The organism is Microvirga sp. P5_D2, from assembly GCF_054049475.1.
In genome coordinates this window covers 1-1716 of record NZ_JBFUMH010000350.1, presented here as the reverse complement: position 1 = coordinate 1716, position 1716 = coordinate 1, and the positions used below count along the sequence as shown (strand labels likewise).

Genomic DNA, 1716 nt, shown 5'->3' with positions numbered 1-1716 from the left:
GGCGTGCTCCCTCCCATCATGCCCCGGTGGTAAGCACTGATGTTCCAGATGCCGACGTCGTCGGCCATGATCATGACGATGTTCGGGGTGTCGGTCTTCGCCATCTCGCTGCTTCCTATGTTGTGCCGAATTGAAATCGTCCTGGAAACTCAACCAAAGGGCCCGACCTGGAAGATCATGCTCACGATGGCCACCACGCCGATGACGAGCAGGACGACGGCGGTGATCAGGGTGAGCGAGACGGGAAAGTGGCTCTCGCCGTGGACGAGGCCGGCGACTGTCATCGCCTTGCGCTCGTGGCGCAGGCCGAGCATGAACTGCACGTGGTAGACGATGCCGATGACGAGCATCGTGGTGCCGAGCAGCACCAGCGCGACGCCGAAATTGCGCGGCGCGGCGGCATGGGCGATGGTTCCCGCCTCCCGCAGCTTGTCGAAGACCTGGTAGATCGTGAAGCCGAAGCTGATCAGCGACAGCGAGGTGCGGATCACCGACATCAGAGTCCTGTCGGCGCTCATGCGCGTACGCTGGAACGACATCCCCGTGCGCCGCGACGAGAGCTCGACCGAGATCCGGTCCGAATCGGATTGTGCGGCGACGGGAGGCTTTCCGGTCCGCAGCCTCATGGCATCACCTCGCACTGCCGGACGAGGGATGATTGAGGCGGCGGGCGATCCGGCTCACTAGGCCACGGAGCAGGACGTAGGGCACGACGGCGAGCAGCAGCGCGACGAGCAGGGCCTCCCCGGGGTAGAAGGTCCCGAGCACCCGCCACTGATAGATCGCATCCATGCCGATGCCGAGCAGGATGAGGCGCGCCGTCGCGAAGAGGCCTTCGCGCAAGCGGTTCCCACGTTGGACGGGATCGTGGAGAATGGCTCGCAAGTAAGGCGTGCGGTGGGTCCTGGAGTCCCTGATGCCGTCGTGGATGGCGGCAATGACGGCCATCGTGGGCTGGAGAACGAAGCGGAACGACATCGGACCGTCGGGCCGTTCGGCGATGTCGCGCCAGAAGCGGTGATGCACCTCCAGGGAGAAGCCGTACCAGGCGATGCCGAGCACGACGAGGCCCGCGGTCAGGATGATCACCATCCAGGCCATGAGCACCTGGGTTCTCGTCACGGTCTCCGCCATCAAGCCGCTCCCCGTTCACGCACGACGCAGCGGAAGCCGATGTGGCTGGTCGAGGTGTCGACAGGATGCGGATGCCGGGCAGCCGGACGGTAACGGCGGCAGTAGTTCGGGGCGCAGAGGTGCGAGCCGCCCTTCACGACCTTGCGCGGAATCCTGATCCCGGTCTCGCGCGGGTCATGGCTGTTCTCCTCGCATCCGCCGCGCGGGTTGTCGGGGATGCAGCACGCCTTGGGTGCCTCACCGGGATGCTTCGGGCTGTACCAGTCGCCGGTCCATTGCCAGACGTTGCCGATCATGTCGTAGAGGCCGTAGCCGTTCGGCGGGAACGAGCCGACGGGCGAGGTACGCTCGTAGCCGTCCAGCATCGTGTTCTGGAAGGGAAACTGCCCCTGCCACGTGTTGGCCATGTGCCGCCCGTTGGGCGCGAACTCGTCGCCCCAGGCGAACTCGGCGCCATGAAGGTCGCCGCGGGCGGCGACCTCCCACTCGGCCTCGGTCGGCAGGTCCTTGCCGGCCCAACCGGCGTAGGCAAGGGCGTCCATGTAGCTGACATGGACGACCGGATGGTCCTCCAATCCATCC

Annotated in this window: 3 protein-coding genes; all 3 read right to left on the bottom strand. The window is 65.8% G+C overall.

What is annotated here, in order from left to right; all coding sequences use genetic code 11:
- Positions 1 to 149 precede the first annotated feature (149 nt).
- The gene (locus ACXJKO_RS31565) at positions 150 to 626 is read right to left on the bottom strand and encodes a YidH family protein (RefSeq protein ID WP_457094944.1); all 477 of its coding nucleotides are present in this window, start codon (positions 624 to 626) and stop codon (positions 150 to 152) included.
- 4 nt (positions 627 to 630) lie between these two features.
- Positions 631 to 1134: a hypothetical protein gene (locus tag ACXJKO_RS31560; RefSeq protein WP_457094943.1), complete on the bottom strand. Its 504-nt coding sequence runs from the start codon at positions 1132 to 1134 to the stop codon at positions 631 to 633.
- A partial coding sequence (locus tag ACXJKO_RS31555) for a formylglycine-generating enzyme family protein (RefSeq protein WP_457094942.1) occupies positions 1134 to 1716 on the bottom strand: 583 nt, incomplete at its 5' end. The genes ACXJKO_RS31560 and ACXJKO_RS31555, both read right to left, overlap by 1 nt.

Excerpts from the sequence above, each read along its gene's own strand:
- ACXJKO_RS31565 (WP_457094944.1), bottom strand. The coding sequence starts at position 626 with ATGAGGCTGCGGACCGGAAAGCCTCCCGTCGCCGCACAATCCGATTCG.
- ACXJKO_RS31560 (WP_457094943.1), bottom strand. The coding sequence starts at position 1,134 with ATGGCGGAGACCGTGACGAGAACCCAGGTGCTCATGGCCTGGATGGTG.